At 71.7% G+C, this 23,858-nt stretch carries 23 protein-coding genes; 9 read left to right on the top strand and 14 right to left on the bottom strand.

Annotated features, from left to right (window positions below; all coding sequences use genetic code 11):
- Positions 1 to 136 (bottom strand): acyl-CoA dehydrogenase family protein (locus ABGB11_RS32755; RefSeq protein WP_347639267.1); only part of this gene is annotated, 136 nt, incomplete at its 3' end.
- 113 nt (positions 137 to 249) lie between these two features.
- Between ABGB11_RS32755 and ABGB11_RS32750 the strand changes: the two genes are divergently transcribed.
- Together ABGB11_RS32750 and ABGB11_RS32745 are read left to right on the top strand one after the other, a co-directional pair.
- Positions 250 to 1,584, top strand: coding sequence for a UDP-glucose/GDP-mannose dehydrogenase family protein (locus ABGB11_RS32750; RefSeq protein WP_347639252.1), 1,335 nt, complete (start codon positions 250 to 252; stop codon positions 1,582 to 1,584).
- Positions 1,585 to 1,624: 40 nt separating this feature from the next.
- The gene (locus ABGB11_RS32745; protein WP_347639250.1) at positions 1,625 to 2,044 is read left to right on the top strand and encodes a CoA-binding protein; all 420 of its coding nucleotides are present in this window, start codon (positions 1,625 to 1,627) and stop codon (positions 2,042 to 2,044) included.
- A gap of 70 nt (positions 2,045 to 2,114) precedes the next feature.
- Here the strand turns inward: ABGB11_RS32745 and ABGB11_RS32740 are convergent, their stop codons facing one another.
- Together ABGB11_RS32740 and ABGB11_RS32735 are read right to left on the bottom strand one after the other, a co-directional pair.
- On the bottom strand, positions 2,115 to 2,780 hold the full coding sequence (locus tag ABGB11_RS32740; RefSeq protein WP_347639248.1) for a hypothetical protein: 666 nt from the start codon (positions 2,778 to 2,780) through the stop codon (positions 2,115 to 2,117).
- A gap of 242 nt (positions 2,781 to 3,022) precedes the next feature.
- The gene (locus tag ABGB11_RS32735; protein WP_347639246.1) at positions 3,023 to 4,147 is read right to left on the bottom strand and encodes a hypothetical protein; all 1,125 of its coding nucleotides are present in this window, start codon (positions 4,145 to 4,147) and stop codon (positions 3,023 to 3,025) included.
- Between the two features lie 76 nt (positions 4,148 to 4,223).
- On the opposite strand from ABGB11_RS32735, the gene ABGB11_RS32730 reads away from it, so the two are divergent.
- From ABGB11_RS32730 to ABGB11_RS32720, 3 genes are all read left to right on the top strand, one after another.
- A complete protein-coding gene (locus ABGB11_RS32730) occupies positions 4,224 to 5,519 on the top strand; it encodes an ATP-binding protein (protein ID WP_347639244.1) in 1,296 nt (431 codons plus the stop codon).
- Entirely contained in the window at positions 5,516 to 6,190 is a 675-nt protein-coding gene (locus ABGB11_RS32725; protein WP_347639242.1) for a response regulator transcription factor, read from the top strand. Before ABGB11_RS32730 ends, ABGB11_RS32725 begins: the two co-directional genes overlap by 4 nt.
- Positions 6,191 to 6,356: 166 nt before the next feature.
- Complete coding sequence (locus ABGB11_RS32720) at positions 6,357 to 7,289, top strand: glycoside hydrolase family 16 protein (protein WP_347639241.1); 933 nt, start codon at positions 6,357 to 6,359, stop codon at positions 7,287 to 7,289.
- An 83-nt stretch (positions 7,290 to 7,372) separates the two neighbouring features.
- Here the strand turns inward: ABGB11_RS32720 and ABGB11_RS32715 are convergent, their stop codons facing one another.
- The 3 genes from ABGB11_RS32715 to ABGB11_RS32705 all read right to left on the bottom strand — a co-directional run bounded on the left by ABGB11_RS32715 (position 7,373) and on the right by ABGB11_RS32705 (position 9,797).
- Positions 7,373 to 7,855: a hypothetical protein gene (locus ABGB11_RS32715; protein WP_347639239.1), complete on the bottom strand. Its 483-nt coding sequence runs from the start codon at positions 7,853 to 7,855 to the stop codon at positions 7,373 to 7,375.
- Between the two features lie 114 nt (positions 7,856 to 7,969).
- Positions 7,970 to 8,464: a 5-(carboxyamino)imidazole ribonucleotide mutase gene (gene purE / locus ABGB11_RS32710; protein ID WP_347639237.1), complete on the bottom strand. Its 495-nt coding sequence runs from the start codon at positions 8,462 to 8,464 to the stop codon at positions 7,970 to 7,972.
- A gap of 157 nt (positions 8,465 to 8,621) precedes the next feature.
- Positions 8,622 to 9,797: a 5-(carboxyamino)imidazole ribonucleotide synthase gene (locus ABGB11_RS32705; RefSeq protein WP_347639265.1), complete on the bottom strand. Its 1,176-nt coding sequence runs from the start codon at positions 9,795 to 9,797 to the stop codon at positions 8,622 to 8,624.
- Positions 9,798 to 10,099: 302 nt separating this feature from the next.
- Here ABGB11_RS32705 and ABGB11_RS32700 point away from each other — a divergent pair, with 302 nt between their 5' ends.
- On the top strand, positions 10,100 to 10,684 hold the full coding sequence (locus ABGB11_RS32700; protein ID WP_347639235.1) for a GtrA family protein: 585 nt from the start codon (positions 10,100 to 10,102) through the stop codon (positions 10,682 to 10,684).
- Positions 10,685 to 10,700: 16 nt separating this feature from the next.
- On the opposite strand, the gene ABGB11_RS32695 is transcribed toward ABGB11_RS32700, so the two are convergent.
- The 5 genes from ABGB11_RS32695 to glgX all read right to left on the bottom strand — a co-directional run bounded on the left by ABGB11_RS32695 (position 10,701) and on the right by glgX (position 19,224).
- The gene (locus ABGB11_RS32695) at positions 10,701 to 11,972 is read right to left on the bottom strand and encodes an ATP-binding protein (RefSeq protein ID WP_347639233.1); all 1,272 of its coding nucleotides are present in this window, start codon (positions 11,970 to 11,972) and stop codon (positions 10,701 to 10,703) included.
- Positions 11,973 to 12,072: 100 nt separating this feature from the next.
- Complete coding sequence (locus ABGB11_RS32690) at positions 12,073 to 12,744, bottom strand: response regulator transcription factor (RefSeq protein WP_019629095.1); 672 nt, start codon at positions 12,742 to 12,744, stop codon at positions 12,073 to 12,075.
- A gap of 151 nt (positions 12,745 to 12,895) precedes the next feature.
- On the bottom strand, positions 12,896 to 14,671 hold the full coding sequence (gene treZ / locus ABGB11_RS32685; protein WP_347639230.1) for a malto-oligosyltrehalose trehalohydrolase: 1,776 nt from the start codon (positions 14,669 to 14,671) through the stop codon (positions 12,896 to 12,898).
- Positions 14,668 to 17,016 carry a malto-oligosyltrehalose synthase gene (gene treY, locus ABGB11_RS32680; RefSeq protein WP_347639228.1) on the bottom strand — a complete coding sequence of 783 codons (2,349 nt, stop codon included), beginning with the start codon at positions 17,014 to 17,016 and terminating at the stop codon, positions 14,668 to 14,670. Before treY ends, treZ begins: the two co-directional genes overlap by 4 nt.
- A gap of 9 nt (positions 17,017 to 17,025) precedes the next feature.
- Positions 17,026 to 19,224: a glycogen debranching protein GlgX gene (gene glgX, locus ABGB11_RS32675; protein ID WP_347639226.1), complete on the bottom strand. Its 2,199-nt coding sequence runs from the start codon at positions 19,222 to 19,224 to the stop codon at positions 17,026 to 17,028.
- 225 nt (positions 19,225 to 19,449) lie between these two features.
- Here glgX and ABGB11_RS32670 point away from each other — a divergent pair, with 225 nt between their 5' ends.
- Positions 19,450 to 19,755 carry a (2Fe-2S)-binding protein gene (locus ABGB11_RS32670; RefSeq protein ID WP_347639224.1) on the top strand — a complete coding sequence of 102 codons (306 nt, stop codon included), beginning with the start codon at positions 19,450 to 19,452 and terminating at the stop codon, positions 19,753 to 19,755.
- 87 nt (positions 19,756 to 19,842) lie between these two features.
- Positions 19,843 to 20,340 carry a bacterioferritin gene (gene bfr, locus ABGB11_RS32665; protein ID WP_024934295.1) on the top strand — a complete coding sequence of 166 codons (498 nt, stop codon included), beginning with the start codon at positions 19,843 to 19,845 and terminating at the stop codon, positions 20,338 to 20,340.
- Between the two features lie 3 nt (positions 20,341 to 20,343).
- Here the strand turns inward: bfr and ABGB11_RS32660 are convergent, their stop codons facing one another.
- Together ABGB11_RS32660 and ABGB11_RS32655 are read right to left on the bottom strand one after the other, a co-directional pair.
- Complete coding sequence (locus ABGB11_RS32660) at positions 20,344 to 21,363, bottom strand: adenylate/guanylate cyclase domain-containing protein (RefSeq protein WP_347639222.1); 1,020 nt, start codon at positions 21,361 to 21,363, stop codon at positions 20,344 to 20,346.
- A gap of 123 nt (positions 21,364 to 21,486) precedes the next feature.
- Positions 21,487 to 22,347 carry a biotin--[acetyl-CoA-carboxylase] ligase gene (locus ABGB11_RS32655; protein ID WP_347639220.1) on the bottom strand — a complete coding sequence of 287 codons (861 nt, stop codon included), beginning with the start codon at positions 22,345 to 22,347 and terminating at the stop codon, positions 21,487 to 21,489.
- A gap of 79 nt (positions 22,348 to 22,426) precedes the next feature.
- Between ABGB11_RS32655 and ABGB11_RS32650 the strand changes: the two genes are divergently transcribed.
- Positions 22,427 to 23,200, top strand: a complete 774-nt coding sequence (locus ABGB11_RS32650; protein ID WP_347639219.1) for an enoyl-CoA hydratase-related protein — start codon at positions 22,427 to 22,429, stop codon at positions 23,198 to 23,200.
- Between the two features lie 218 nt (positions 23,201 to 23,418).
- On the opposite strand, the gene ABGB11_RS32645 is transcribed toward ABGB11_RS32650, so the two are convergent.
- On the bottom strand, positions 23,419 to 23,856 hold the full coding sequence (locus ABGB11_RS32645; protein ID WP_347639217.1) for a GNAT family N-acetyltransferase: 438 nt from the start codon (positions 23,854 to 23,856) through the stop codon (positions 23,419 to 23,421).
- Positions 23,857 to 23,858 lie beyond the last annotated feature (2 nt).

Genomic DNA, 23,858 nt, shown 5'->3' with positions numbered 1-23,858 from the left:
CCTCCTGCGGGAACCGGGACTCCTCATCCACCTCCGCCGCGAAAGGAGCGATCTTGGCCTCGGCCAGTTCACGTACCGTGGCCCTCAGCAGCTCATGCTCCTCGGACGGGGCGTACGCGGGAAAGTCAGAACTCATGCCGCAGATGCTACCGGCCGGTAGCAGATGCTGGGCGGCGCAGGTATCGGCCCGCAACGGGCACGGTGGAAGCAGGCCGCTCGTCGGCGACAGCGAATCGGAAGGAGCAGGCCTTGTCCCACCGGCTGACGGTCATCGGAACCGGGTACCTCGGCGCCACCCACGCGGCGTGCATGGCCGACCTCGGCTTCGAGGTGCTCGGGCTCGACGTCGACGCGGAGCGGATCGCGCGGCTCTCGGCCGGTGACCTGCCCTTCTACGAGCCCGGCCTCGAACCCGTGCTGCGCAGGGGCCTGGAGACGGGGCGGCTGCGGTTCACCACGTCCTACGCCGAGGCCGCCGAGTTCGGCGACGTCCACTTCCTGTGCGTGGGCACCCCGCAGAAGGCCGGCGAGTACGCGGCCGACCTGAGGTACGTCGACGACGCGGTCGCGTCGCTCGCGCCGCTGCTGCAGCGGCCCTGCCTGATCGTCGGCAAGTCGACCGTGCCCGTCGGCACGGCCGCCCGGCTGGGCGAGTACCTGGCCCGGACGGCGCCGGCCGGCGGCGACGCGGTGCTGGCGTGGAACCCCGAGTTCCTGCGCGAGGGGTTCGCCGTCCAGGACACCCTGCACCCGGACCGGATCGTCGCCGGGCTGCCCGCCGACCAGGGCGCCGCCGAGCAGGCCGAGAAGGTGCTCCGCGAGGTCTACCGGACGATGATCGCCGAGGGCACCCCGTTCATCACCGCGGACTTCCCGACGGCCGAGCTGGTCAAGGTGTCGGCGAACGCCTTCCTGGCCACCAAGATCTCGTTCATCAACGCGATGGCGGAGGTCTGCGAGGCCGCGCACGCCGACGTGACGAAGCTGTCGGAGGCGCTCTCCTACGACGACCGGATCGGCGGCAAGTTCCTCGGCCCGGGGCTCGGGTTCGGCGGCGGGTGCCTGCCGAAGGACATCCGGGCGTTCATGGCCCGCGCCGGCGAGCTGGGCGCCGACCAGGCGCTGACGTTCCTGCGCGAGGTCGACGAGATCAACATCCGGCGCCGGATCCGGATGGTGGACCTCGCCCGGCAGCTGCTCGGCGGGTCCTTCGTCGGCCGGACGGTCGGGGTGCTCGGCGCCGCGTTCAAGCCGAACTCCGACGATGTGCGCGACTCCCCCGCGCTGGACGTGGCCGCGTCGATCCGCGCCCAGGGCGCCCGGGTCACGGTGTACGACCCGCAGGCCATGGGGAACGCGCGCCGCGCCCAGCCGTCCCTCGACTACGGCGACTCGGCGCTGTCGGCGGTCCGCGGCGCCCACGTCGTCCTGCTGCTGACCGAATGGGCGGAGTTCCGCGGCATGGACCCCCACGAGGTCGCCGGGGCCGTCACCGAGCGCAACATCGTGGACGGGCGCAACGCCCTCGACCCCGAGCGGTGGCGCGCGGCGGGGTGGAACTACCGGGCGCTCGGGCGTCCCTGACGGCGGAACTAAAGCCGCCCCGGGCGGTGTTGTGCCCGGCATGAGCGCTGAATTCGCCGACCAGGACGTGATCCGGCGGCTGCTGAACGAGTCGAGGACGTGGGCGTTCGTCGGGCTGGGCGACAATCCCGCGCGGGAGGTCTACGACCAGGCGCGGCTGATGCGGCAGCGGGGGAAGCGGATCATCCCCGTGCACCCGGCGGCGCGGGAGGTGCTCGGCGAGAAGGGGTACGCCTCGCTGGCCGACGTCCCGGACGCCGCCGAGATCGACGTGGTGGGCGTCTACCGCCGCGCCGAGCACGCCGGCGCGGCGGTGGACGAGGCGATCACGGTCGGCGCGAAGGCGGTCTGGCTCCCCCTCCAGGTGATCGACGAGGCGGCGGCCCGGCGCGCGCGGGCCGCCGGGCTCGACGTCGTCATGGACCGCTGTCCCGCCGTCGAATGGGCCCTGCGCCGCTAACGGCCGCGAGGGTCTGGCGCGCGGCGCGACGGTGGGTTCCCGGCCCGCGGCCGGGGACCCACCGGTCCGGCTACGCCTCGTTGGTGATGATCTTGTAGGTGTGGGCCCCGTTGACCGCCCACATGCGGTACTGGACCTTCGGGTGCCGGATGACCTCGCCCCACGGGTTCGGCCGGATCACGTTCGCGCTGATCATCACCGTCACGGCGGAGCGGTTCTTGTTGAAGACGATGCGGTTGGGCTTCGCCTCCTCCTTGACGTTCCAGCCCGCGCCCTTCAGGTAGCTGTTCGCCCGGACGATCCGCACCTTCTTGCCGTTCCAGCAGTACTTGACGCTGGAGTGCCACTCGTACTTCGGGATTGTGGCGGAGTTGATGTAGCGGTCGACGGTGTTGCACTTCTCCTTCTTCTTCGCGGTGACCCCGGCGCCGCCGGCGGATCCGCCGGCGGTGGGCGCCTCAGAACCGGTGGGGGCCTCAGAACCGGTGGGGGCCTCAGAACCGGTGGGGGCCTCGGCGCCCGTGGGGGCCTCGGCGCCGGCGGAGGCTCCGCCGACCAGGGCGGGCGCGTCCTGGCCGGACACCGCGGAGACCTTGTCGACCGGCGCGGGCTGCGAGCCGCCGGCCACGAGCACGCCGGCGGCGATGGCACCGCCCAGCGCGGTGACGCCCACCGCCGCCGCGATCGTGGTCCGGCGCCGGGACGGCCTGCTCTCCACAGAGTTCTCCTCGCGCATTTCTCCACTCCCTTTCCATTCACGGGCCTCTGGAATGTGGCCCGATCGATGAAGAAAAAGATACGGAGAATGGCGCTCGGCCCCCTAGGGCCATAGGACCCCAACACAGCCCCTCGCAGACCCTAATGATTCTTATCCGTTTCAGCGCATGCCAGAACGGCGGCCGGATCGACCGGCCGCCGGAATTCGAGCGCACGGTGGCTCGTTCGCGCGGAACGCAGGGCAGGTGGTGACTTACCAGGTCAGGTGCCGGCGGGGGGCGCGGTCTGGACGAAGCTGTAGCCCCATATCCCCGTCTTGGTGCAGGCCGTGTGCATCGCCTGGATGCTGCCCTTCCGCGCCGAGTCGATGCCCACACACATTCCGTTCTGACGGGTTTCAGGGGACCGCAGGTTGAAAAGGGTGGTCGGCTGGGACGCGCCTTTGTCCGCCCCGGTCTCACCCTTCGGCCTGGTTGCCTCCAGATTGAACCGCTGCCACTTGTCGGCCTCGTCACAGGCGGTCAGATGCAGGCGGGATCCTTCGCCGGGCGCGTCCAGCGTGAGGCACCAGAGCTTGCCGTCGACGGTGTGCCCCTGAACGACATACGTGTTGGCCGGGTGGGTTTCAAGCCAGAAACGTTGTAGATCGTCCTCTTCATCGCACTCTTCAAGCGAAAGGGTCGGCGCGAACTGATCATCCGGAAGGATCGCCAGGCAGTTCCCCACCGAAACGGAGGCCTCGGATTGAATGGAGTACCAGCCGTTGCCCGGCGGGCTCGCGAGGGACGGCTTGCCGCTCTCCTTGGTCTCGTCCTTCCCTGAGTCGTCGCCGAGTGCGGTCACCATGGCTATCGCGACGACCGCGACGGTGATGAACGCCGGTGCGGCGACCAGCGGCGAGAGCGAACGGCGCGTTGAGCGGCCGCGTTTCCCGGGAGACCTGCGATGACGAGGGTGCCGTTTCGGCTGCTCTTCGGCTTGCCTCTTCTCGGGGGGCGGGGGCACGGGCGGCTCCGGAGCGGCGACGGGTTTCGCCGGGGCGCGGGAGGACGGCCTCGGCGATGGTGAGGATACCCGTGCGTACGCGCGCATCCATTCCGCCTGAACCTCGGGCACGCATCCGCACGCGCTGACGAACGCCGAAACCACTTCGCGACGCGGCAGAGTGCTGCCGCCCAGTATCCCGGCCAGCCCTCCGGGGATGAGGACGGGCGCCTGCGCCGTTCTGGCCTCGAGTTCCTGGAGGCTCAGTCCGGACCAGCGCTGGAGCCGCCGCATCAGGGCGATGAACTCGGCGGCGCTGCGGACATCGTTCGGCTGCGGAACGGTCCTGCGACCTGACGATTTCGTCCCTTCTTGAAGGGATGTGTCGTTGATCGTGGGCATAGTAGCGACCTCCACCAGAGATATGACTAATGTTCCTTTTGCAGAAAGCTGCGCTGCCCGCGGGAGGACCACCTCGATGCCCGACCTGCCCCAGGACGTCGCCGGGTCGTCGCGCAGGTCCGTGGAATCCCGGATCGGTACGACGTTCGTCCTGCTCATCCAGGTGCGGGTGCTGGTCGTCGGGGTGACGGTGCTGATCGACAGCCAGGTCCGCGGCGACTTCTGGGCGCTGAGCGCCCTGGCCGCGGTGGCGCTGTTCTCCGGGCTGATGCTGCTCGGCTGGGAACAGGTGGTCTCGCGCCTGTACACGCAGCCCGCCCTGCTGGCCTGCGACGTGCTGCTCGGCTACGCGGTGCTGAAGACGGGCGGGATCATCGGCCCGTACTTCCTGGTCACGGTGATCGCCGCGGGCCTGGCGGGGCTGCTGTACCGCTGGCCGACGACGCTCGCCCTCTGCCTCCAGCAGACCGTGCTGTACTACGTCGCCCTCCTGGAAGGAGACGGCGACGGCGGCATCAAGGGCGGCGACACCCTCCCGCTGCTGCTCGCGATGCCCGCGTTCTACGGGATCGGCGCCCTGGTCGGGAGCGTGATCCGGCGGCTGTTCGACGAGCAGGCCGCGGCCGAGGAGGCGCTCTGGCGCTCGGAGGCGATGGCCATGGCCGCCGAGGAGCGCTCGCACCTGGCCCGGGAGCTGCACGACTCCCTGACCGGCACGCTGTCGGGGATCGCGCTGACCGCGACCAGCCTGCCGATGGTCGTGCGCACGTCGCCGGACCGCGCGGTGAAGGAGTCCCAGCGCATCGCCGCGGCCGCGCAGATCGCCACCCGGCAGGCCCGGTCGCTCATCGCCGATCTGCGCGCGGACGCCGTGCAGCGCCCCCTGCACGTCGTGCTCCGCGAGCTGGTCGCGGAGTGGGGCCGGGCGACCGGCGTCCAGGTGGCCGAACGCGTCCAGGACGGCGCCGACCTGCCGCTCCACCCCCGGCACGAGGCCGTGGCGATCGTCAAGGAAGCGCTGGAGAACGTCCGCCGGCACGCCGGTGCGACGGCCGTCGAGGTCGCGGTGACCGACGGCCCGGACGGCCTGCGGGTCGTCGTCCGCGACGACGGCCGCGGCCTCCCCGAGCGTCCCGGCCGCGACGGCTGGCTGGACGCGCTCGCCGACGGCGGCCATTACGGCCTCCTCGGCATGCACGAACGGGCCCGCAGAGCCGGAGGAGAGCTCACCGTGGACTCGACCCCGGGCGGCGGCACCCGCGTCACCGTCCATTTCCGCCACGCCCCCTCCCCGGACGACGCGTCCGACGAGGACGCGACGGTGGTGGCCGGCGGGAACGGCACCGCATCGGTAGACCGGAGGAGCCTGTGAGGATCGATTCGCCGTGCCGAGTGCTGGTGGTGGACGACAACCCGTTCATCCGCTCGGGTCTCACGCTGGCGCTTGAGGCGAGCGACGAGATCGAGGTCGTGGGAGAGGCGGGGGACGGCCGGCGGGCCATCGAGCTGGCGCGGGAGACGGTCCCGGACGTGATCCTCCTCGACGTGCGCATGCCGCACGTCGACGGGATCTCCGCGGCGGCCGCCCTGAGCGGGATCGGCCGGGTCATCATGCTCACCCAGGTCGAGGACCCCGACGTGGTGCTGGCGGCCGTCCGGAACGGGGCCGTGGGCTACCTGGTGCACAACACCTTCACTCCCGCGGAACTGTGCGCGGCCGTCCTGAACAGCGTCCGGCAACGGGCTCACCCCCTTTCCCAGGCGGCGTCGGCCGCCCTGATCGACGCCGCGCGGACGGACCCCGCCGGCGCACCGGTGGCGGCCGATCCGGTGGAGCAGCGGAAACGCTTCGGACTTTCCGAACGCGAGGCCGAGGTGATGAACCTGATCGCGCAGGGCCATCCGAACTCGACGATCGCGGCCAAGCTATTTCTGACCGAGAAGACCGTCAAGAATTACATCAACAGGCTTTATGCCAAGCTCGGGGCCCCGAACCGCTCGACGGCCATCGTGACCTGGCTCGGAATGCCTCCACAGGACTGACCTGCCCTCTCGAATTGAGGTCCCCCTCGCCGGCGCTAGGGCCCTAGAGCCCTAGGGCCGAGGTGCACGCCCCGGCTAGATTCCGACTGAATTGGTCAGTCAGTCGTGCGCTTGGCGAGCCGGAATCGGCCGCGAAAAGCCTTTCGTTCAGTTCGGAGGTTGTACCGTGCCCTTTTCTTTCCGAAGACAGGTCGTCATCGTGACGGTCACCGCGGTGACCGTCGGCGTCCTGGTATTCGCCGCTCTGCATGAGAGCTCGGCCGACATCGGGCGCACCGGGGCGGCCGCCGGCTCCCGGCCGATCGCCGCCGGGGAACGGACGTTCGCCAACGCTCCCGCCGGCACCGGCAAGGCCGCCCGGTCGCCCGGTGGGTCGACGGCGGCGCAGCGCCACGGGTGGGGACGTCCCGTGGCCGCCGACGAGTTCGACGGCCGCCTCGACAGGAAGGCCTGGGAGGTCTACGACGGCCCCGGGCACGCCGGCAACGGGCGGCGCAGCCCGAGCGCGGTGACCGTCCGCGACGGGGCCCTGCGCATCACCGGCAGGCCCGACGGGACCACCGGGGGACTCGGCTGGCGCAAGGGCGAGCAGAAGCACGGCCGCTGGGAGGCGCGGCTGAAGCTCAACCGCTCCTGCGCGTGCTACAACGCGAACCTGCTGCTGTGGCCCGTCGACGGGGGCGGCGGCACCGCTCCGGAGGGCGGCGGGGGCGAGATCGACTACATGGAGACCTACGAGGACAACGGCCTCCGGAAGGGCGCCAACTTCTTCCTCCACTACGACCAGCGGAAGGGTTCGGAGCAGAAGGGGCGGGAAGGCAACTCGGGGCGCCTCTCCGACCACGTGAAGCTCGACCTCACCACCTGGCACACGTTCGCGGTCGAGTGGACGGAGAAGGGCATCAGCGGCTACGTCGACGGGCGGCGCCGGTTCCACACCTCCAGGCGGGACGTGCTGCCGCCGGGCCCGATGGGCCAGGCGGTCCAGCTCGACTGGATGCCCCAGCTCAAGAAGCTGACCGCGCCTTCGATCGACCTCAAGGGCAAGAACCGCCTGGCGGTCCTCGAAGTCGACTGGATCCGCATGTACCGCGCCTGAACGCGTTGTCCGGCCCGATGGGTCTCGGGGGTGGGCACGGTCTCCCGGCTACGGGGTCGCCGGGAGGCCGAGCTCGTTGTGCGTCAACGAATGATCTGCCACACGCCCTCGTCGCTCCGGCGCAGCACGAACGTCGGCTGGAGCGTCGACTCCGACATGTGCCCGTCGCTCCAGCGCAGTCCCGAGAACGGCAGTTCGGCCTCGCCGGACTTCGTGATCCTTCCACCGGTGACCAGGACCTCGCTGAGCGCCAGCCGTTCCCTCGGCCGGAAGAGATGCGGGGAGGTCCGCACGCCCTTGCGGCAGTCGCCCTTCAGAGCCGGGCCGGTCACGAAGTCGCCGCCTTCAGCGACATAACGGCACACGGAACTGTCACCCGCCGCCTGTCCCTTGAGAAACGCGCCGAGTGCGGCACGCGCCCCTTCGATCCCTTCCTTGGCGCCCGGGTCTTCGTTGACGGAGTCGGTCGTCTCGGACGGGGACGCCGTCGGCGAAACCTGTTTCGGTGACGGCGCCGCGGTCGGCTTGCCGTCGCCCGACCCGCCGCAGGCGCCGGCGACCAGCATTCCGAGGACAAGAAGGCCGCAATAGGCCGGTTTTCTACGAGCCACGAACGCCTCCCGGGGAGCCTGATGTCAGGCGACGACTTTACCCGGATTGACCAATTCAGAGGCGTTCGTTCAGAGGCGTTCTCGGAGACGCGCGCCCTTCGCCTTGGCCTGGCCGTAGAGGTCCTGCTGGAAGACCTTCATCTTGGCCCGCAGCTCCTCGTCGAACGCGGCCAGGATCCGGACGGCCAGCAGCCCCGCGTTGCGGGCCGCGCCGACCGCGACCGTCGCGACCGGGACCCCGGCGGGCATCTGGACGATCGACAGCAGCGAGTCCATCCCGTCCAGGTGCTTCAGCGGGACGGGCACCCCGATCACCGGGAGCGGCGTCACCGACGCGAGCATGCCCGGCAGGTGCGCGGCGCCGCCCGCGCCCGCGATGATCACTTGCAGGCCGCGGCCGGCCGCGTCCTCCCCGTAGGCGATCATGTCGTGCGGCATCCGGTGCGCCGACACGACGTCCGCCTCGTAGGGGACGCCGAACTCGGCGAGCGCCTGCGCGGCGCCCTCCATGACGGGCCAGTCCGAGTCGCTGCCCATCACCACGCCGACCACCGGTTCGCTCATGCGTGCATCCTGTGGGGGGCGACCCCCCACACCCCCCGGTCCGCTTCGCTCATGCGGGCATCCCGTGGGGGGACGACCCCCCACACCCCCCGGTCCGCTTCGCTCATGCGTGCATCCCGTGGGGGGACGACCCCCCACACCCCCCGGTCCGCTTCGCTCATTTCTGCTCCTCTTCCTTCTCTTTCATCCGAGTACCCCACCGCAGATAGGCGGCGGCGTGCCGGGCACGCTCGCGGACCTCGGCCAGGTCGTCTCCGAGCGCGGTCACGTGGCCGATCTTGCGTCCCGGGCGGGACTCCTTGCCGTACATGTGGACCTTGACCGCCGGGTCGTGGGCCATCACGTGGATGTAGCGGGAGTAGACCTCCGGGTCGTCGCCGCCGAGCACGTTGGCCATGACCGTGTACCGGGCGGTCGGCTCGGTCGAGCCGAGCGGGAGGTCCAGGACGGCGCGCAGGTGCTGCTCGAACTGCGACGTCCGGGCGCCCTCGATCGTCCAGTGGCCGGAGTTGTGCGGGCGCATGGCCAGCTCGTTCACCAGCAGCCCGTCGGCGGTCTGGAACAGCTCGACCGCGAGGAGGCCGGCGACGCCCAGCTCGTCCGCGACGCGCAGCGCGAGGCTCTGCGCCTCGGCGGCGAGGTCCTCGGCCAGGCCCGGCGCGGGCGAGATCACCTCGGTGCAGATCCCGCCCTCCTGGACGGTCTCCACGACCGGGTACGCGGCCCCCTGCCCGTACGGGGAGCGCGCGACGAGCGCCGCAAGCTCGCGCTCGAACGGAACGTGCTGTTCCACCATCAGGTCGACGCCGCCGGAGAGCAGCTCCCGGACGAGCTCGTACGCCTCCCGGTCCAGGTTCTCGACGATCCAGACGCCCTTGCCGTCGTAGCCGCCGCGGGTCGCCTTGAGGACGAGCGGCCAGCCGTGCTCGCGGGCGAACACCTCCAGGAAGGCCAGCGGCGCGGACGGCGGCAGGTGCGAGTAGGCCGGGCAGGGGATGCCGAGGCCGGTGAGCTTCTCGCGCATGACGAGCTTGTCCTGGGCGTGCGCCAGCGCGGCCGCGCCGGGGCGGCACGGGATGCCCGAGTTCTCCAGCTCCTCGATGTGCGGCCCGGGGACGTGCTCGTGGTCGAACGTCACCACGTCGCAGCCCTTGGCGAACGCCACCAGATCGTCGAGGGAGCGGTCGTCGCCGACCCGCGTGTCCGGGACGACCTTGGCCGCCGACTCCTCCGGCCCGCCGGCGAGGACGCGCAGCGACACGCCGAGCCCGATCGCGGCCTGCTGGGTCATCCGGGCCAGCTGGCCCCCGCCCGCCATCCCGACGACCGGCATGTCGTCCCGGCGGGGCCGGGCGGAGGGACGCGGGGGTTCGTCCCCGCTCGAAGAACGCTGAACCTTCACGTCGAAAGGCTATCGGGAGGCCGGAGCGAACGATTCACGCGGCGCCCGCGTCGAACGAGTGTGGGGATCTCGGCAATGGGCAGGGAAGCGGTGGAGGTGTGGAACGTTCATGTTCGGACGTCCCACGGGCCACGGGCGTCTATTCTCGTGATGCCCCCGCAGCAGCAGCCGCGCGGCCACCGAACAGGACGCCGTGGCGTACAGACGAAAGTCCGGAAGGACGGTTCCCCTTCGTGAGCCTGGTCGCCAATCTCCACCGGCAGTTCGAGCACCTGGTGCGCGAGCTCGCCAAGTTCGGCAGCGTGGGCGCGATCGCGTTCGTCATCACGGTCGCGATCGGCAACGGCCTGCACACCGGGCTGGGGGTGGGGCCCCTCACGTCCAACGGCGTCGCCACGGTGATCGCGACGACGTTCTCCTACCTGGCGAACCGGTACTGGACGTTCCGGCACCGCGACCGCACCGGGCTGGGCCGCGAGTACATCCTGTTCTTCGCGCTGAACGGCGTCGGCCTGGTGATCACCGAGCTGTTCATCGGGTTCTCGCACTACGTCCTCGGGCTGGACGGCGCCGTGTTCTACAACATCGCGCTGGTCATCGGCACCGGTGTGGCGACGCTGTTCCGGTTCTGGTCGTACAAGAAGTGGGTGTTCCTGCCGGCGTCGGCGCCGCAGGTCGCCCCGGCGTCCGGCCTGCCCGAGGCGCCGGACGCCGCGGAGGGCCCCGGCGCGACCCGCGCGGCGGCCGGCCCGGCCCCGTCCCCGCGCCTCGGCCACCCGCTCGACGCGCACGCCGCCGAGGACTACGCCGAGATCTAGGCGGCCGCGCCGAGACCTAGGCGGGGCCGATCACGACGCGCTCGGCGGCCAGCCGGGCCTCGGCCGCCTCGCGCAGGAACACGCCGAAGACCGCGGGGCGGGCCTGGATGAGCTCCAGCCGGCCGCCGTCCACGACCGCCAGGGAGCGGGCCAGGTAGAGGCCGAGGCCGGTGCCGCGGCCGCCGCTGACGGTCCGCTCGAAGATGCGCGGCTCCAGCTCGGACGGGATGCCGCTGCCCTCGTCGCCGATCTCGACCACCACCGAGCTCGCGCCGGGCTTGGTGTGGATGGTCACGGTCCCGGCGCCGTGCACCAGCGAGTTCTCCAGCAACGTGGCGATGATCTGGGACAGGCCCTCGGGGTTGGTCATGCCGACCAGGCCCTGCTCGCCGACGATCCGCACGTCCCGGCCGGCCTTGCGGAAGCTCGGCCGCCACTCCTCGACCTGCTGCCGGATGATCTCGTCGATCGGGGACGGGACGGCGCCGCCGGTGCGGTCGTGCCGGGCGCGGGCGAGGAGCTGCTCGACCACCGCGACGAGCCGCTCGGTCTGCGCGACGGCCGCGGCGCCCTCCTCCCGGACGACGTCGGGGTAGTCGGCGGCCTCGATCATCTCCTCCAGCCGCATGGACAGCGCGGTCAGCGGCGTGCGGAGCTGGTGGCTGGCGTCGGAGGCGAACTCCCGGCTGGCGATCAGCAGGTCGGTGATGCGGACGGCGCTGTGGTCCAGCACCTCGGCGACCCGGTCGACCTCGGGGATGCCGTAGCGGCGGGGGCGCGGCCGGGCGTTGCCGCTGCCGAGCCGGTCGGCGGTCTCGGCGAGGTCGATCAGCGGCAGCGTCAGTCGGCGGGCCTGAACCATCGCCAGGCCGACGGTGACGGCGACGCCGAGCAGGGCCAGGCTGACGATCAGCAGCAGCCGCCGCAGCGCCTCGTCGCGGACCTGCGCCTCCGGGCGCGACACCCGCACCCGGACCGCCCCGTGCGCCGCCGCCGCGGACAGCACGCGGCCGCGCCGGGACGGCCCGGCGGTGACCGTCCGGCCGTCCGGCAGCGTGATCGCGATGTGCCGTCCCGGGAACTCCCGCGCGATCTCCGCTCCGGTGACCGGCAGGCGGGACTCCAGGCGGTAGCCGACGCCGCCGGCGATGGAGGACGCCTCCCGGTCCAGCGACCGGCCGGCCTCCTCGTAGACGAGTCTGTGGGCGATGTAGGCGAGGGGTATGCCGAGCAGGAGGATCGCGACCACCGCCACCGCGAGCGTCGACAGGAGCAGTCGGCGCCTCATCAGGGCTCCTTCGAGGGTGGGGCCGCGGGCGATGCGGCACGGAGCCCCGGAGGCCTCTCGGGAAGGCCTCCGGCGTCCCGCACGACCGCGGCGGCCGGTGCTAGTCGCCGCGTTCGAACCGGAAGCCGACGCCCCGCACCGTGGTGATGTAGCGGGGGCTGCCGGCGTCGTCGCCGAGCTTGCGGCGCAGCCAGGAAATGTGCATGTCGAGGGTCTTGGTGGAACCCCACCAGTTGGTGTCCCACACCTCGCGCATGATCTGTTCTCGGGTCACGACCTTGCCCGCGTCGCGGACGAGGACCCGCAGCAGGTCGAACTCCTTGGTGGTCAGCTGGAGCTCCTGGTCGCCCATCCAGGCGCGGCGCGACTCGGCGTCGATCCGCACCCCCTGGACGATCGGGGTCTCGGTGCTGCCCCGGCGCAGCAGCGCCCGCACGCGGGCGAGCAGCTCGGCCAGCCGGAACGGCTTGGTCACGTAGTCGTCGGCGCCCGCGTCGAGGCCGACGACGGTGTCGACCTCGTCCGCGCGGGCGGTGAGGATCAGGATGGGCACGCCATGCCCCTCGGCCCGTACCCTGCGGGCCACCTCGAGGCCGTCCAGCTCGGGAAGGCCGAGATCGAGGACGATGAGGTCCACGCCGCCCCCGAGCGCCCGCTCCAGCGCCTGCGGGCCGTCGGGGCTGACTTCGACGGTGTACCCCTCGCGACGCAGCGCGCGGGCGAGAGGCTCGGAGATGGACGTGTCGTCCTCGGCGAGCAGTACTGAGGTCATGGACCGATCGTATGACCAATCTTGAACATTGCCCGGCATCCGCCGCGCTCTTGACCTGCGGTTTGCCACTCGTAGTACATCCTTGATCACCACGAACCCGGCCGAATCGGTCTGTAGTCCACATCCCGCCCGGCGGCGTGAGGCCCGGCGGTCACCCGAGAACCGCCACGGAGGCGGCCGGGAGTGCCAGCGAGGCCGTACCGGAATCGCCGATGCCGTCCGTGTCCAGGTGAATCGCCGGATCCGAGGAGAGCAGCAGGCGGGGGCTCGCGGCGCCGGGCGCCGACGCGGGGAGGAGGACGGGCAGGCCGCCGAGGTTCGCCGCCACGCACACGCCGCCGCGCCACATCATCAGCCAGCGCGCCGAGTTGTCGTCGACCTCGACCCTGACCTCGGACATCCGGGGGTCGTTCAGCTCCGGTGTTCCGCGGCGCAGCGCGATCAGGGAGCGGTGCCATTCCAGCAGCTCGCGGTGCGGTTTGCCGTCCGGCTCCGACCAGTCGAGGACGGACCGCCGGAACGTGTCCACAGCCTGTGGATCGGGGATCTCGCCGGCCCAGCCGTGCCGGGAGAACTCCCGCCGCCGCCCTTCGCTGACCGCGCGCGCGAGGTCGGGGTCCTGGTGGTCGGTGAAGTAGCACCACGGGGTGGACGCGCCCCATTCCTCGCCCATGAAGAGCATGGGCGTGAACGGGGCGAGCAGGAGCAGCGCCGCGCCCACCTTGAGCAATTCCGGGGATGGAAGGAGGGCGGCCATGCGGTCCCCCGCCGCGCGATTACCCACCTGGTCGTGGTTTTGCAGGAAGCCGAGGAACCTGTGCGCGGGAGTCCGCCGGACGTCCACCGGACGCCCGTGGTGGCGACCCCTGTAAGTGGACATTGTCCCGTCATGGACGAAGACCGTGGTGAGGGCCTTCTTCAACGTTTCCAGGGAGCCGAAGTCGCAGTAGTAGCCCTGCCTCTCGCCGGTGAGGGCGGCGTGCAGGGCGTGATGGAAATCGTCGCTCCACTGGGCGTCCAGACCGTATCCGCCCGCTTCCCTTGACGTCACCAGGCGCGGGTCGTTGAGGTCTGATTCGGCGATGAGGAACAGCTCTCGTCCCAGATGCGCCGAGAGGGCTTCCACGGCACAGGCCATCTCTTCCAGAATGTGCACGGCACTGTGGTCGGTGATGGCGTGGACGGCGTCGAGCCGCAGCCCGTCCATGTGGTAGTCGCGCAACCACATCAGCGCGTTCTGGACGACGAATGCGCGGACCTCGTCCGAGCCTTCCTGGTCGAAATTCACCGCGTCGCCCCAGGGGGTGGCGTGGGCGCTCGTGAAGTACGGCCCGTAGCTGCCGAGCCGGTTGCCGTCCGGGCCGAGATGGTTGTAGACGACGTCCAGGACGACGGCCAGCCCGCGTGCGTGGGCGGCGTCCACGAAGCGCTTCAACCCGTCCGGGCCGCCGTAGGGCTCGTGCGGCGCCCAGAGGTGGACACCGTCGTAGCCCCACCCGTGCCTGCCGGGGAAGGACGCCACCGGCAGCAGTTCCACGGCGTCCACCCCGAGCGCGACCAGATGGTCGAGGCGTTCGGCCGCCGCGTCGAACGTCCCTTCCGGGGTGAACGTGCCGACGTGCAGCTCGTAGAGGACGCTGCCCGGGAGCGGGCGGCCGTGCCAGTGCTGGTCCGTCCAGGCGAACCACTCGTGGTCGTACACGCGGCTCTGGCCGTGGACTCCGTCCGGCTGCCAGGGCGAGCGCGGGTCGGGCAGCACCTCGCCGGCGCCGTCCAGGACGAAGCCGTAGTCCGTCCCGTGGCCGGCGTCCGCCACCTCGGCCGCCCACCGCCCGCCGGGCAGCGCCTCCATGTGGTGGCGGGCGCCGCCGGCCAGGACGTCGACGCGGTCGGCCGACGGCGCCCACACCTCGAACCGGGTGCTCACCGATCGATCTCCCTGGGGACGAGCAGGGCGACGGGCAGGTGCTCGAACAGGCGCGAGGCGTCCAGGAACGGGCCCATGTGGGTGCAGCCCGTCAGGACGTCCCGCCAGCCCTGGCCGCGGACGTCCACCCGCGTGCCCTTCCAGCCGCCGCGGCGTTCCAGGCCGACGGGCAGCCGCGTGGCGAGGGCGACGGCCTCCCCGCGGGTGAATCCGACGACGTGCTCGGCGCCCGGCCCCCGCACGGCGACCGGCTCGTGCCGCGCCCCCGGGCCGAACCAGTCCGGGTTCGAGCGCCGCAGCCGCAGTATCCGGGATGTGACCAGCAGTTTCTCGTCGTCCACCTCTTTCGGGCGGCGGCCGGTGTCGAGCCGGAAGAGGTGCTCGCGGCGCCGCCCGTAGTCGACCGGCCGCCGGTTGTCGGGGTCGACCAGCGCCAGACCGGTCAGCTCGCAGCCCTGGTACACGTCCGGGACGCCCGGCATCGCGAGCTGGACGAGCTTCTGCCCGAGCGTGTTCACGCGGGCGTACGGGGCCAGCCTGGCGACGAACGACGTCATGTCGGTGACGAGGTCCGGGTCGGCGAGGACGCCGCGCGCGTAGGCGAGCACGGCCTCCTCGTACCCGGCGTCCTGCTCGGCCCAGGACGTCCGGGTCTTGGCCTCGCGCATCGCCTTGATCAGGAACTCCTCCAGGCGGCCGATGGTGAGCGGCCACGCGCCGACGAGCGTCTGCCAGAGGAGGTATTCGAGGTCGGGCTCCAAGGGCGACGGACCGGGACCCCAGTTCCGCCACCGTTCGACCGCTTCGATCCATTCGCCCGGCAGCTCCGACAGGACGGCGAGCCAGGCCCGCACGTCCTCCTCGCGCTTGGTGTCGTGCGTGGACAGCGTCGTCATCGTCAGCGGCCAGTCGCGGGCGATCCGGATGCAGTGCGCGTGGAACTCCTCCGGGGTGACGAAGAACCGCCCGGGGTCGCCGCCGACCTCGTTCAGCGAGGCCATGCGGTTCCACCGGTAGAACGCCGTGTCCTCGACCCCCTTCGCGGCGAGCGGGGCGGACGTCTGCTGGAACCTCACGATGAACTCGGCGTCCGTGCGCTCGCCCTGGCCGAGCGCCAATGCGACGACCGTTTCGAGGTCGCCGTGCAGTTCCTCCGGGAGATGCTCGCGGGCACGGCGTGCGGCCTCGTTCATGACGTCGACGGCCTGCTGCGGTGCGTCCTCTCCCGGAACGACGTACGCGCGGTAGACGGGCATGGCGACGAGCAGTTCGACCAGCGCTTTCTCCAGCCCTGAGCGACGCTCGCCCACGACGCGCCGGAGGACGCGCAGTAGCCGGTCGATCTCGGGCTTGAGGCCGTGCGTCGCGGCGTGGCGGCGCGCCTCGTACTCGACCTCCTCGAACCGGGCGGGGTTCCCGGTGAGCGATACGTAGTAGTCGGTGAGCGGCTTCTCCCCGGCGGGGTCGACGAACAGCCCGCCGACCATGCCGAGCGAGTCGTAGCCGGTGGTGCCGGAGCACGGCCAGTCCGGCGGCAGCCGCTCCTCCCCCGCGGTGATCTTCTCGACGAGCAGCCGCCGGCCCGGGGCCGCCTCCGCCAGCCGCCGCAGGTAGCCCCGGGGGTCGGCGAGGCCGTCCGGGTGGTCCACGCGCAGGCCGTCCACCAGGCCCTCCTCGACCAGGCCGAGCAGCAGCGCGTGCGTGCGCTCGAACACCTCCGGGTCCTCCTGCCGGAGCCCGATCAGCCCGGAGATGTCGAAGAAGCGGCGGTAGTTCGGCTCCCCCCTGTCAGGCGCGGGGGAGCCGGGCAGGACGAGCCGGCCGCCGCCCGCGTCCCAGTCGACGTCGAACCACTTCGCGAACGGCGACTCGCGCCCGTCGGCGAGGACGGCCGCCAGCGGCATGTTCAGGTCGTGCGGGTCGGGGATCGCCATGTGGTTCGGGACGATGTCGACCAGGACCCCCAGCCCGTGCGCGTGGAACCGGGTGACCATGGCGCCGAACGCCTCGGGGCCGCCGAGCTCGTCCGACAGCCGGGAGTGGTCGACGACGTCGTACCCGTGCGTCGACCCGGGCGCGGCCTGCAGGATCGGGGACAGGTAGACGTGCGAGACGCCGAGAGAGGCCAGGTAGGGGGCGAGCGCGCCGGCCTCGGCGAAGCCGAAGTGCTCGTCGGGCGTACCGCGGAGCTGGAGGCGGTAGGTTCCGGTCGGGGGCGTGGCGAGCGGATCCGCGGCGGGCGTGGCCGCTTCGGTGCTGTGGTCCTCGGACACGGTTTCCTCGGGGGGTTCGTCGGCGGGGGGCGGTTCCTCGGGGGCGGGCTCGGCGTGCGGCGCGTCGTCCATCGCGGACCCTCAGACCCGGCGCAGGACCTGGACGGAGCGCGCGCCCACCTGCACGGTCTCGCGGGCCTTCACGATCGGCGACTCCTCCTCCGCCAGCAGGGGGTCGGCGGTGTCGAGCATCTTTATCCACATCTGCCCGTACAGCGCGGGCGGAAGCGTGAACGGCAGGTCCCCGTCGTGGGCGTTGAACAGCAGCAGGAACGAGTCGTCCTTGACCTGCCGTCCGCGCCGGTCGGGCTCCCCGATCGCGTCGCCGTTCAGGAACACGTCGAGCGCCTTGTTGAACCCGGCCGACCAGTCGCTGTCCGACATCTCCGTCCCGCCGGGGGTGAACCAGACGAGGTCCGGCAGGTCCTCGGGCCGGGAGGCCGCGCGGGCGCGCGTGCTCCTCTGGTCGCCGCGGAAGAAGCGTCTCCGGCGGAACACCGGGTGCTCGGTGCGCAGCGCAGAGAGGCGGCGGACGAAGTCGAGCAGGAAGCCGCGCTCGTCGAAGCCGTGGTGGTCGGCGGGGTCGGTTGGTCGGGGCCGGCGCGTGTCGTCGCGCAGGCCCGTCCAGTCGACCCACGACAGCTCGGTGTCCTGGCAGTAGGCGTTGTTGTTGCCGCCCTGCGTCCGGCCTATCTCGTCGCCGTGCAGCAGCATCGGGACGCCCTGCGACAGGAACAGCGTGGTCAGGAAGTTGCGCTTCTGCCGCTCGCGGAGCGCGATCACGTCGAGGTCGTCCGTCGGGCCCTCGTGGCCGCAGTTCCACGACCGGTCGTCGTTCGTGCCGTCCCGGTTGCCCTCGCCGTTGGCCTCGTTGTGCTTGCCGTCGTAGGAGACGAGGTCGTGCAGCGTGAACCCGTCGTGGCACGTCACGAAGTTGATCGAGGCGATGGGGCGGCGGCCGTCGTCGGCGTACAGGTCGGACGAGCCGGTCAGCCTGGACGCGAAGTCGGGCATGGCGCCCGGCTGCCCGCGCCAGTAGTCCCGCGTCGTGTCGCGGTACTGGCCGTTCCACTCCGTCCACAGCGGCGGGAAGTTGCCGACCTGGTAACCGCCCTCCCCGATGTCCCACGGCTCGGCGATCAGCTTGACCTGGGAGACGACCGGGTCCTGCTGGACGAGGTCGAAGAACGCCGCCAGCCGGTCCACCGCGTGCAGCTCCCGCGCCAGCGTCGCGGCCAGGTCGAAGCGGAACCCGTCCACGTGCATCTCGGTCACCCAGTACCGCAGCGAGTCCATGATCATCTGCAGGACGTGCGGGCTGCGCATCAGCAGGCTGTTGCCGGTGCCCGTCGTGTCCATGTAGTAGCCGGGGTCGTCGTCGGCGAGCCGGTAGTACGAGGCGTTGTCGATGCCCCGGAGCGACAGCGTCGGCCCGAGGTGGTTGCCCTCGGCGGTGTGGTTGTAGACCACGTCCAGGATCACCTCGATCCCGGCCTCGTGCAGCGCCTTCACCATCGCCTTGAACTCCAGCACCTGCTCGCCCCGCTGCCCGGACGAGGAGTACTCGTTGTGCGGCGCGAAGAACCCGATGGTGTTGTAGCCCCAGTAGTTGCGCAGCCCGCGGCTCGTCAGCGCGTCGTCGTGGACGAACTGGTGGACCGGCATCAGCTCCACCGCCGTCACGCCGATCGAGCGGAGGTGATCGGTGATCACCGGATGGCCGAGGCCCGCGTAGGTGCCGCGCAGCGCCGGCGGGATCTCCGGGTGCCGGGCGGTGAGGCCCTTGACGTGCGCCTCGTAGATCACCGTCTCGTGGTAGGGGATGCGGGGCGGGCGGTCGTCGCCCCAGTCGAAGTACGGGCTGACGACCACCGACCGCATCGTGTGGCCCGCCGAGTCGGCGTCGTTGCGCGACCACGGGTCGCCGAAGTCGTAGCCGAAGCACGACTCGTTCCAGTCGATCTCGCCCTCGACGGCCTGCGCGTACGGGTCGAGCAGCAGCTTCGCCGGGTTGCAGCGCAGGCCGCGGCGCGGATCGTACGGCCCGTGCACCCGGAACCCGTAGCGGCGCCCCGGCATGACGCCCGGCAGGTAGCCGTGCCAGACGAAGGCGTCCACCTCCGGCAGCGGGAACCGCGTCTCCTCGCCGTCGCCCGCCGGCCCGTCGAACAGGCACAGCTCGACGCGCTCGGCCACCTCGGAGAACACGGCGAAGTTCGTGCCCGCCCCGTCGAACCGCGCGCCGAGGGGGTAGGCGTCCCCCGGCCAAACCTGCGCCACGTCCCGCCTCCCGTCCCTGCGGCACCGGGACCCGGCGGCATGCGCCGGGGCCGCACGCGGGAAGCCCTTCCCGCTGAGGGGTGGATCACACCGAATCGGACCCCTCTGGCAACAACGGACACGGCTGGGCTATCTTAGGGGAGCCTTACCTTATTGAGGGCGCCCTTACCTGCGCGGGTCGGGGCGCCCGTCCAGGATCAGCCGCACGGAAGGTATCCCTCCCGCATGTACGTCTGCATCTGCAACGCCGTCACCGAGGACGACGTCCTCGGCTGTATGGCGGACGGCTGCACGACCGCCAAGGCCGTCAAGGCGGCCTGCGGGTTCAAGCCGAACTGCGGCTCCTGCACCAAGCGCATCCACCAGATGGTCAGCGAGTACCGGACGGCCGGCGAGCTCGCCGACGCCCTCACGGGCGGGCCGCTCGGCCTCTCCGCCGTCCTCGGGCCCTCCGCAGCCGAGATCGGCGTCCCCGCGGACGCCGTCACCGAGACCGCCGAAGGAGGCGCCGCGCCGCCCACCGCCGCCTGAACCGTCGACCCCGTACGGACGGAACGGACAAGTTCGTGCGGGGGTCAGTGCTGACCAGAAACAGCCCGGCATGCGAGCATGGGCGGCATGGATGGCGACAAGGACATCATCGCGCTGCTGAACGACCAGCTCACCGCGGAGCTGACGGCGATCAACCAGTACTTCCTGCATTCCAAGATGCAGGAGAACTGGGGCTTCACCCGGATCGCCAAGCACACCCGCGACGAGTCGTTCGACGAGATGCGGCACGCGGAGCGGCTCACCGACCGGATCCTGTTCCTGGAAGGGCTCCCGAACTACCAGAAGCTCGGCACCCTGCGCATCGGCCAGACCATCGTCGAGCAGCTGGAGGCCGACCTCGCGATCGAGATGGAGGCCGTCGAGCGGCTGCGTCCCGGCATCGAGCTGATGCGCTCGCGCGGCGACGTCACCTCCGCCCGCATCTTCGAGGACATCCTCGCCGACGAGGAAGAGCACATCGACTACCTGGAGACCGAGCTGAGCCTCGTCCAGGCCCTCGGCGAGCAGAACTACCTGCAGCGGCTCACCGGCTCCCCCGGCGACGACGGCCCGAGCCCGGTCTGACCGCTACGGCGCCTCCGCGGGCGCCGGGCCGCCGCTCCTGCGCAGCACGTACGGCTGGATGATCCCGAGACCGCGGACCGGGCGCCGCACGATCCGCGTCACCTCGTAGCCCGGCACGTCCTCCAGCCGCGCCGCCAGCTCCCCGTCGATCACGACCGCGCCCGGCCGGGCCAGCGACGTCAGCCGGGCCGCGAGGTTGACCGTGGTGCCGAACACGTCGCCCATCAGCGGCAGGACGGGCCCGTACGCGACGCCGACCCGCACGTCCGGGACCTCCGTCTCGTCCTGGATCGCCGCCGCCACCGTCAGCGCGATCTCCGCGCCGACCTCCGGCGTCTCCGCGCTGAACAGCACCTCGTCGCCGAGCGTCTTGACCAGCCGGCCGCCGCAGGAGGCGATGATGTCGGCCGCGGTCTCCTCGAACCACTCCACGACGCGGGCCAGCTCGATCTCCTCCAGCTCCCGGCTGACCTGGGTGAACGAGACCATGTCGGCGAACCCGACCGTGGTCATCGGGCGCCCCGCCGGATCGCCGTTCTCCCGGGTCGCCGCCGCCGCCAGCGCCCGCGTCCCCGCCGCGGCGAGCTGCCGCCGCCACGCGTGCACGACCAGCGGCTCGAACTCGCCGATGTGCTTCTCGGCGATGTCCACCACCGTGTCCACCGCCTCCGCGGACGGCGCCTCGTGCAGATCGTGCGTCAGCATGCTCCGCAGCAGGTTGACCTGCCATTCGGCGAGCCGGGTCATCGTCTGGCCGAAGGCCCGGACCAGCCGGACCACGCCCTCCTCGTCCAGGATCCCGTCGTCGACGAGCCGGCGGAGGCGGTCGAGCGCCGCGACGTCGCCCTCGGTGTAGGCGATCGTGTCGTCCGGCATGGACGGGTAGCCGAACGCCCGCCAGATCCGGCCCGCGAACTCCCGGGTGACCCCCGACAGCCGGACCGCGTCCACGCGGTTGTACCGCAGCTCGCCTCCGAGCAGGAGCTCTTCGATCTCCTTCGGATCCGGCAATCCGGCCGCCATCATCCGCCCCTCAGTCCGCCGCCGCCATGGGCCGCGGCGGCGGCGTCGTGGATCGGTACCCGCCCATATCGTCGCAGATCAGAAACCGGATCACCGCCCGGATCATCGATCCCCGCCCCGCGATCACCGGACGTGCACCACATCTCCGGCGCTGACCGCGCTGTCCCCGGCCGTCCCGGAGACCACGAGACGGCCCGCCCCGTCCACGTCCCGCGCCGTCCCGGCCAGCCGCTCGCCGCCGGGCAGCTCCACCCCGACGCGCCGGCCGAGCGTCGCGCACAGATCCTTGTAGGCGGTACGCAGCCCGCTGGTCTCCGGATCACCGCCGAGCGCCGTCCACTCCCGGTACCAGGTCGCGTACTCCCGCAGGATCGCGCGCAGCAGCGGCGCCCGGTCGCTCAGCGGCGCCCCCTCGATCGCCAGGGACGTCGCCGTCGGGACGGGCAGCTCGTCCGTCCGCAGCCCCACGTTCAGCCCCACGCCGACGACCAGCCCGTCCTCGACCTTCTCCACGAGGATCCCGGCCAGCTTCCGGTCGCCGACGATCACGTCGTTCGGCCACTTCAGCCGCGCGTCCACCGCCATGTCGCCGCCGTCGCCGAGGAACCCCTCCCCCGTCTGCGACCAGGCGGTCATCCGGCGGACGGCGGTCGCGACGGCGACACCGGTCAGCAGCGATGCCCACCCGAGCATCGGCACCGGCACCCGCGGCCGCAGCAGCATCGAGAACGCCAGCCCCGACCGCGCCGGCGCCGACCATACCCGCCCGAGCCGCCCGCGGCCCGCCGTCTGCAGCTCGGTGACCAGCACGGTCCCCTCCGGCGCCCCCTCCCGCGCCCGCACGGCGAGGTCGGCGTTCGTGGACCCCGTCTCCGCCACGACACGGACCTCCCGCCACAGCCCGCCCTCGCGCACGAGCGCACGCTGCAGCGCCGCCTCGTGCAGCGGCGGCCGATCGAGATCCCCATACGGTGAGTCGGTCACGTACCCATCCAACCCCACCGCGGGTTCGATCTTGGGACCGCGTCCGGCGCCGCGGCCCCCGCTCGTTAGGGTGCCGTTCATGGATGGTGTGACGCTGCGGCGCGACGGACACGTCGCGGAGATCGTGCTGGACCGGCCCGAGGCCCTCAACGCCCTGTCGACGGCGATGGCGCGCCGCCTCGCCGCCGTCTGCGCCGAGGTTGCGGCCGACCCGGCGGTGCGCGCGGTGGTGCTCGCCGCTGCCGGGGAGAAGGCGTTCTGCGTCGGCGCCGACCTCAAGGAACGCAACGCCATGACCGACGACGAGATCCTCGCGCAGCGCCCCGTCTTCCGCGCGGCCTTCGGCGGCGTCCTCGGCCTGCCGCAACCCGTCATCGCCGCCGTCCACGGCTACGCGCTCGGCGGCGGCTGCGAGTTCGCCCTGTCCGCCGACCTGATCGTCGCCGACGAGACCGCCGCTTTCGGCCTCCCCGAGGTGAGCGTCGGCCTCGTCCCCGGCGGCGGCGGCACCCAGCTCGCCCTCCGCCGCCTCGGCCCGGGCAAGGCCGCCGACCTCGTCTTCACCGGCCGCCGCCTCGCCGTCGACGAAGCCCTCGACCACGGCCTGGCCGACCGCAAGGTCCCGGCCGGAACCGCCCGCGACGAGGCCCTGGCCATCGCCGCGACCATCGCCCAGAACTCCCCGACCGCCGTCCGCGCCGCCAAGCGCGCCATGCGCCTCGGCGCCGGCGTCGCCCTGGACGCCGCCCTCGACCTCGAAGAGAACGCCTGGCGCACGGTCGCCTTCTCCCCCGACCGCCGCGAAGGCATCGCCGCCTTCAACGAGAAGCGCAAGCCTGTCTGGCCCGGTTGATCCAGGGGGGCGACCCCCTGGAACCCCCGTCACGAGCCGGTCGATCCTCACGCCACGGTGCGGCTCGTCGTGACCGTGCGAGTCGGCGACGTGTCGCTGCGGTCGCCCGGCTCGACGGGCATGCGCCCTCCGCTCGCTGCGCTCGCTCCACGCGCCTGCCCGTGACCCCGGCTGAGGTCGGGTCCGAGAGGGGGCCTTCGGACCCGGCCACGTGCGTTTTAGTCGAGGGGTTTCGCCATGTGGACGACGCAGCGGCCGCCGATGTCCTCGCGGCCTGTCTCGCGGTAGCCGAGGCGTTCGTAGAGGGCGATGTTCTTGGTCATCAGCTCGTTGGTGTAGAGGCGCAGGCTCGGGAGGGACAGCGTGCGGGCTTGGTCCTCCGCGAAGGCGAGCAGGGTGCGGCCGATGCCCCGGCCGTGGTGGGCGGGGGCGACGGCGACGTTCTCCACCAGGAGCATGGCGTCCTCGGGGATGAGGACGATGAGGCCGTCCGGCCCGTCACCGGTCACGAAGACCCGGCCGGCGTCGATGAGGGCCCCGTAGTCGGCGTCCATGGGGAGCGGGCGGGTGCCGATGATCTCGGCCCAGGGGGCGTAGGCCGCCTCGACGATCTCCTCGATGCGGGGGCGGTCGGGTCCTGCGGCTGTTCTGATCATGG

This window comes from Actinomadura sp. B10D3 (genome assembly GCF_039871695.1).
GTDB lineage: Bacteria > Actinomycetota > Actinomycetes > Streptosporangiales > Streptosporangiaceae > Spirillospora > Spirillospora madurae.
The sequence above is the reverse complement of the archived record's forward strand: the minus strand, read 5'-3'. Positions and strand labels throughout refer to the sequence as shown.

What these genes read in the sequence shown, in the direction of transcription:
- ABGB11_RS32745 (WP_347639250.1), top strand. Translation starts at nt 1,625, where the DNA reads ATGAGCGCTGAATTCGCCGACCAGGACGTGATCCGGCGGCTGCTGAAC.
- ABGB11_RS32740 (WP_347639248.1), bottom strand. Translation starts at nt 2,780, where the DNA reads ATGCGCGAGGAGAACTCTGTGGAGAGCAGGCCGTCCCGGCGCCGGACC.
- ABGB11_RS32735 (WP_347639246.1), bottom strand. Translation starts at nt 4,147, where the DNA reads ATGCCCACGATCAACGACACATCCCTTCAAGAAGGGACGAAATCGTCA.
- ABGB11_RS32730 (WP_347639244.1), top strand. Translation starts at nt 4,224, where the DNA reads ATGCCCGACCTGCCCCAGGACGTCGCCGGGTCGTCGCGCAGGTCCGTG.
- ABGB11_RS32715 (WP_347639239.1), bottom strand. Translation starts at nt 7,855, where the DNA reads ATGCTGGTCGCCGGCGCCTGCGGCGGGTCGGGCGACGGCAAGCCGACC.
- purE (WP_347639237.1), bottom strand. Translation starts at nt 8,464, where the DNA reads ATGAGCGAACCGGTGGTCGGCGTGGTGATGGGCAGCGACTCGGACTGG.
- ABGB11_RS32705 (WP_347639265.1), bottom strand. Translation starts at nt 9,797, where the DNA reads ATGCCGGTCGTCGGGATGGCGGGCGGGGGCCAGCTGGCCCGGATGACC.
- ABGB11_RS32695 (WP_347639233.1), bottom strand. Translation starts at nt 11,972, where the DNA reads ATGAGGCGCCGACTGCTCCTGTCGACGCTCGCGGTGGCGGTGGTCGCG.
- ABGB11_RS32690 (WP_019629095.1), bottom strand. Translation starts at nt 12,744, where the DNA reads ATGACCTCAGTACTGCTCGCCGAGGACGACACGTCCATCTCCGAGCCT.
- treY (WP_347639228.1), bottom strand. Translation starts at nt 17,016, where the DNA reads ATGGACGACGCGCCGCACGCCGAGCCCGCCCCCGAGGAACCGCCCCCC.
- ABGB11_RS32670 (WP_347639224.1), top strand. Translation starts at nt 19,450, where the DNA reads ATGTACGTCTGCATCTGCAACGCCGTCACCGAGGACGACGTCCTCGGC.
- bfr (WP_024934295.1), top strand. Translation starts at nt 19,843, where the DNA reads ATGGATGGCGACAAGGACATCATCGCGCTGCTGAACGACCAGCTCACC.
- ABGB11_RS32660 (WP_347639222.1), bottom strand. Translation starts at nt 21,363, where the DNA reads ATGGCGGCCGGATTGCCGGATCCGAAGGAGATCGAAGAGCTCCTGCTC.
- ABGB11_RS32650 (WP_347639219.1), top strand. Translation starts at nt 22,427, where the DNA reads ATGGATGGTGTGACGCTGCGGCGCGACGGACACGTCGCGGAGATCGTG.
- ABGB11_RS32645 (WP_347639217.1), bottom strand. Translation starts at nt 23,856, where the DNA reads ATGATCAGAACAGCCGCAGGACCCGACCGCCCCCGCATCGAGGAGATC.